This window comes from Aquabacterium sp. A08 (assembly GCF_011742065.1).
In genome coordinates this window covers 1-5613 of the sequence record NZ_JAAQQT010000663.1, presented here as the reverse complement: position 1 = coordinate 5613, position 5613 = coordinate 1, and the positions used below count along the sequence as shown (strand labels likewise).

At 67.6% G+C, this 5613-nt stretch carries 5 protein-coding genes; 3 read left to right on the top strand and 2 right to left on the bottom strand.

Translation table 11 applies throughout. The features are described 5' to 3' along the window. Nucleotides 1–318 precede the first annotated feature (318 nt). The gene (locus HA630_RS16020; RefSeq protein ID WP_166835942.1) at nt 319–1398 is read left to right on the top strand and encodes a porin; all 1080 of its coding nucleotides are present in this window, start codon (nt 319–321) and stop codon (nt 1396–1398) included. Between the two features lie 80 nt (nt 1399–1478). Here HA630_RS16020 and HA630_RS16015 read toward each other — a convergent pair whose 3' ends face one another. Beyond that, the gene (locus HA630_RS16015; protein WP_166835940.1) at nt 1479–2699 is read right to left on the bottom strand and encodes a flavin-dependent oxidoreductase; all 1221 of its coding nucleotides are present in this window, start codon (nt 2697–2699) and stop codon (nt 1479–1481) included. A 17-nt stretch (nt 2700–2716) separates the two neighbouring features. Next, nucleotides 2717–3715, bottom strand: a complete 999-nt coding sequence (locus HA630_RS16010) for a tripartite tricarboxylate transporter substrate binding protein (protein WP_166835890.1) — start codon at nt 3713–3715, stop codon at nt 2717–2719. Nucleotides 3716–3792: 77 nt separating this feature from the next. Between HA630_RS16010 and HA630_RS25670 the strand changes: the two genes are divergently transcribed. Together HA630_RS25670 and HA630_RS16000 are read left to right on the top strand one after the other, a co-directional pair. After that, nucleotides 3793–4290 carry a MarR family winged helix-turn-helix transcriptional regulator gene (locus tag HA630_RS25670; RefSeq protein ID WP_166835892.1) on the top strand — a complete coding sequence of 166 codons (498 nt, stop codon included), beginning with the start codon at nt 3793–3795 and terminating at the stop codon, nt 4288–4290. Nucleotides 4291–4292: 2 nt separating this feature from the next. Further along, the coding region (locus HA630_RS16000) for a bifunctional aminoglycoside phosphotransferase/ATP-binding protein (RefSeq protein WP_208300117.1) at nt 4293–5613 on the top strand (1321 nt) is incomplete at its 3' end.

Here is a 5613-nt window from a genome sequence, read left to right as displayed (position 1 = left end):
CTGTACGCCGGCTGGCGCGACACCAGCCGCAAGAACGCTGTGACCGGCGTTAAGTCGGCCGACGAGCGCCTGTACGCCGCTGGCATCCGCCACGACTTCTGATCCCTGCGTTCTCGTCACGTTTGGATACATGCAAGGGGGCTTCGGCCCCCTTGTGCGTTGTGTTGTGTCAAAAAAAAGACACTTTGGGACGGTGGATGCGGGTTTTCCGGGTTATCCCTAGAGATTCTGGCCCGTCGCCGTTAGGATTTGCTGCGTGGGTTCGCTTCAGGGCCCTCGCCCGGTTCACCGGGTTCAACTTTTCAAGGAAGGTTTCTCATGAAAAAGTCTCTGATCGCTCTGGCCGTTCTGGCCGCTTCCGGCGCCGCCATGGCCCAGTCCAGCGTGTCCATCTACGGTATCGCTGACGTGTGGGTTGGCAAGTCCACCTTCAAAGACAACATCGGCGGTGGTGCTACTTTCAAAGAGTCCACCACTGAAATGGGCAGCGGCGGTTGGGACACCAGCCGCATCGGCTTCCGTGGCACGGAAGACCTGGGCGGCGGTCTGAAGGCCAACTTCCAGATCGAAACCAAGATTGCCATCGATTCGCCGGCACCCACCTCTCTGGGTGACCGCACCGCTTACATCGGCCTGGCCGGTGGCTTCGGTGAAGTGCAACTGGGCAAGAACTGGACCGCCTACGACGACGTCTGGGGTGCCCACAACAACAACTTCGACAGCGCATTCACCGCTCGTCCTTCGGCTTTCGGCTACACCGACAACCCGAACAACACCATCAAGTACATCAGCCCCTCCTTCGGTGGTTTCACCGGTGCTGTGTCCTACTCGCTGGGTGAAGACAAAGCTGTTGCTGGCGACGAATCCAGCAACGTGTTTGCCCTGAACGTGGCTTACAACAACGGCCCGATTTCTGTTGCATTTGCTCACCAGAAGGAAAAAGTGGGCGAAGACGGCACCAAAGTTGGTCTGGACGCCGAAGGTCTGGTTGGCGAATTCATCGGCGTGACCTTGGCTGATTTGGATCCGGATTCCAAGCTGACCAACAACCAGATTTCTGGTTCCTACGACCTGGGCGTTGCTAAGCTGCTGGCCACCTACAACAAAGCCAAGCTGTCTGTTCTCGGTGGCGATCTGAAGTCCAACGAATACACCTTCGGCGTTGAAGTTCCGGTGGCTGCCAACATTTCCGTTGGCGCTGGCTACGGTCAAGCCAAGCTGAAAATCGACGGTGAAAACGTTGCCAAAGCCAAGTCCTTCGGCTTCGCTGCTTACTACTCGCTGTCCAAGCGCACCACCGCCTATGCAGGTTACAGCCAGACCAAGGTCACTTTTGATGGCGTCACCGGTTCTGCCAAGGACACCCTGTACGCTGTGGGCGTGAAGCACACCTTCTAATCTTGACGCTGGCCTAGCCAGCTAGAGGTTTGAACGCCAAAACCCACCGGGGCAACCCGGTGGGTTTTTTCTTGCCCGCTTCACTTCAATGCAAACCCCGCCACCTGTTGGTAGCGGTCCGAAATTGCCCGCAGCTCGTCCTGGCCAATCAGTTCGTCGATGTGGCCAAAGGGCTGGCCGCCGCTCAGTTCGTCGGCCTTCATGATGATGGCGTCGGGCGGCTGGCTGCGGTTGGTTTCCACCACGCGGGCGGTGGCGGGTAGGCGGGCGGCCTCGTAGCGTTGCAGGGCTTCCATCGGGTCGGCGGTGTGGGCCAGCAGGTCGGCCAGGGTGCGGGCGTCCAGCAGCGCCTGGGCCGAACCGTTGGAGCCGCGGGGGTACATGGGGTGGGCGGCGTCGCCCATCAGCGTCAGCCGGCCGTGGCTCCAGCGGGGCAGGGCGTCTTTGTCCACCATGGGGTACTCGAACACCTGCGTCGCGTGGCGTATCAACGCCGGCACGTCCAGCCAGTCGTAGCGCCAATCGGCAAAGGTGGGCAAAAAGTCGTCCAGCCGGCCGGGCTGGTTCCAGTCGTTCATGGCGGCGTCGGGCCGGCGGATTTCGGCCACCCAGTTGATGAGCTGGTTGCCCTGGCCGTCCACGTTGTCCACGATGGGGTAGATGACCATTTTGCCGGTGTCGATGGAGCCGATGCGGAGGTAGCTTTTGCCGGTGAGGATGGGTTTGTGCACCGTGACGCCGCGCCAGGTGTTGATGCCGGCGAAGCAGACCGCGTCTTGCGGGAACAGCTGGCGCCGAATGGCGGAGTTGACGCCGTCGCAGGCCACCACCACGTCGGCCCGCACCGGGGCGGGGGTGTGGCCGGTGGCGTCGGGGGCGAAGTGCAGGGTCACGCCGGTGGCGTCTTGCTCGAAGCGCACACAACGGTGCCCGGTGTGCAGGGCCTGGGCGCCCAGCCGGGCGGCGGCGGCGCGGTACAGCACCTGGTGCAGCTTGCCGCGGTGGATGCCCAGCTCCGGCACGTCGTAACCGGCGTGGCGGCCGCGCGGTTCGCGGTAAATGAACTGGCCCCAGCGGTTGTAGAACACGCTTTCGAGGTTTTCGATGGCCACCGCTTCCAGTTCGGCTTGCAGGCCCAGGTCGCGCAGCTCGCGCATGGCGTGCGGCAGCAGGGTGATGCCGACGCCGATTTCCTTGACCTCGGGCACGGCTTCGTACACCTGGCAGGCCAGGCCGCGCTGGTGCAGGCCCAACGCCAGGGCCAGGCCGGCTATGCCGCCGCCCACAATGGCAATGTTCAAGGGGGCTGCATGGCTCATCATTCGGCCTTGATGTTTTGCGCCTGGATGAGGCGGGCCCAGCGTTCGGCGTCGCGCTGCACCAGTTGGGCAAATTCCTGTGGGGTGCTGTGGCTGGGGTCCATGCCCTGGGGCTCGAAGGCGCGGCGCACGTCGTCGCTGGCCAGGATGGTTTTGAGTTCGGTGTTGAGGGTGTTGACCACCGCCTCGGGCGTGCCTTTGGGGGCGAACACGCCATACCACATGTCCACGTTCACGTTGCCGGCCTTGGCTTCGGCCAGGGTGGGCAGGTCGGGCAGCAGGGGGTGGCGTTGGTCGCTGCCCAGGCCCAGGGCCACCAGCCGTCCGGCCTTGATTTGCCCCAGCGCCACGTGGATGGGCAGGAACATGGCGTCCACCTGGCCGCCCACCAGGTCGGCCAGGGCCGGGCCGGTGCCCCGGTAGGGAATGTGGGTGAGGAACACGCCCGCCGTGTTCTTGAACAGCTCCATGGACAGGTGGTGCGGCGTGCCCACACCGGGCGAGGAATAGTTCAGCCGCCCGGGGTGTTTGTGCGCGTGGGCCACCAGGTCGGCGGCGGTTTTGAACCCGGTTTTGGGGTGGGTGACCAACACCAGCTGGCCCCAACTGGTGCGGGCCACGGGCACCAGGTCGCGCAGGGGGTCGAACGGCAGGCTGGGGTAGAGGCTGCGGTTCATGACCAGGGTGCTCACGCTCACCAGCAGGGTGGCGCCGTCGGGCGCGGCGCGCACCACGGTTTCGGTGCCGATGTTGCCCGACGCGCCGGGCTTGTTGTCCACCATGACGGGGCGGCCCAGCCGTTCGGCCAGCTTGGGGCCGACGGTGCGGGCGATCAGGTCGATGCCGGTGCCGGGCGTGAACGGCACCACCAGGCGGATCGGCGCGGCCGCCGCAGCCTGTGCCCAGGCGGGCACGCTGGCGGCCAGGCCGCCCAGCAGGGCGCTGCCCAGCACGGCGCGGCGGCGCAGGCCGTGGGGGGTGGTGGTGGGTGGGGTCATGGGGCGGTCTCCTTTGTTAGCATGCAAACAATTTTCGCCTTGTGTGGGTGTGTGACGCATCCATAGAATCCCTAGGGATGAACGCTGCCGCCCCTCCTCTGGAAACCCTGGCCCAGCTGTACGCCCGGCCGGGTTTCCTGCTGCGCCGCGCGCACCAGATTTCGGCCGCCGTGTTCGAGGACGCCTGCGCCCCGCTGGGCCTGACCCAGGCGCAGTACGGCGCCATGACGGTGCTGGCCGCCGCCCCCGGACTGGACCAGACCCGCCTGGCCCGGGCGCTGGCCTTTGACAAGGTGACGGCCCTGCGCGTGCTGCGCGGGCTGCAGGCGCGCGGGCTGGTGGAGCGTGCCCCGGTGCCCGGCAACGCGCGCCAGCTGGCGGTGCAACTGACGGTGGCTGGGCACGACACCTTGGCCCAGGCCCAGCAGGCCGCCCAGGCCGCTTACCAGCGGCTGTTGCAGCCCTTGGCGCCCCCGCAGCAACAGCAGCTGGTGCAGTTGCTGGCGCAGCTGACCGATGGCCTGGCCCACGCCGCGCGCGCCCCGTTCGTGCCCCTGACCGGCCACCCCGGTTGAGCATGCCCCCCGAACGCCACGACACCCACATTTCCACCGTGCTGCTGGCCGGTGACTGGGCCTACAAGCTGAAAAAGCCGGTGGTGTGGCCGTTTCTGGACTTTTCCACCGCGGCGGCGCGCCGGCATTTTTGCCTGGAAGAACTGCGCCTGAACCGCCGCACCGCACCCGAGCTGTACCTGGACGTGCGGCCCCTGAGCCACCCAGTAGAGGTGTTTCTGCGCGACCCCGCCGCCGCCTTGGCCGCCAGTGACAAGGCCACCGCCACCGACTGGGTGCTGCGCATGCGGCGCTTCCCGCCCGGTGCCTTGTGGGCCGAGCGCGCCGCCGCAGGCTTGTTGACCCCGGCCGACGCCGAAGCGCTGGCCGCCCACCTGGCCGACTTCCACACCGGCCTGCCGCCGGTGCCGGCGCCCGCGCCGGGCCAGGGCCCAGTGCACGGCCTGGCGCACTGGCTGCAGGCCAGCCTGCAAGCCATTGCACAGCACCCGCAGCGCCCGGCCTGGCTGGACGCCCCCCGTTGGCACACGGTGAGCGACCGCGTGCTGGCCCTGCTGCAAGCCCTGCGGCCTTGGCTGGCGGCCCGCCAGGCCCAGGGCCATGTGCGCGAAGGCCACGGCGACCTGCACCTGGGCAACATCGTGCAGTGGCTGGGCCGCCCGCTGGCGTTTGACGCCATCGAGTTCAGCGCCGAACTGCGCACCGTGGACACCATGAACGACGCCGCCTTTGCCGCCATGGACCTGCTGGCACACGGGTTGCCGGTGCTGGCCTGGCGCTTCTGGGGCGCCTACGCCGAACGCATGGGCGACCACGCCGGGCTGGCCGGGTGGCGCCTGTGGGTGGCCTACCGCGCGCTGGTGCGCGCGCAGGTGGCCCTGTTGAGTGGCGCCGTGCCCGGTGTGCTGGAGCGCTACTGGCGCTGCGCCGAAGCGGTGCTGGCCCCACCCGCGCCGCCGCGCCTGGTGCTGACGCAGGGGCCCAGCGGCTCGGGCAAGTCCACCGTGGCGGCGCTGGTGTGCGACGCTTTGGCCGCCCGGGGCCAGGCGGCGGTGCGCTTGCGCTCCGACGTGGAGCGCAAGCGCCTGCACGGCTTGGACCCCACCGAGCGCGGCGGCCCGGCGCTGTACACCCCGCCAGCCACGCAGCGCACCTACGCCCACCTGCAGGCGCTGGCGCGCCCCTTGTTGGACGCCGGCGTGTCGGTGGTGGTGGACGCCGCCTTCCTGCACCATGCCGAACGCCAGGCCATGCGTGCCATGGCCGGGCAGGCCAGCGCACCCTGTCACCTGCTGCAGTGCCGGGCCGACCCCGCCCGCATGG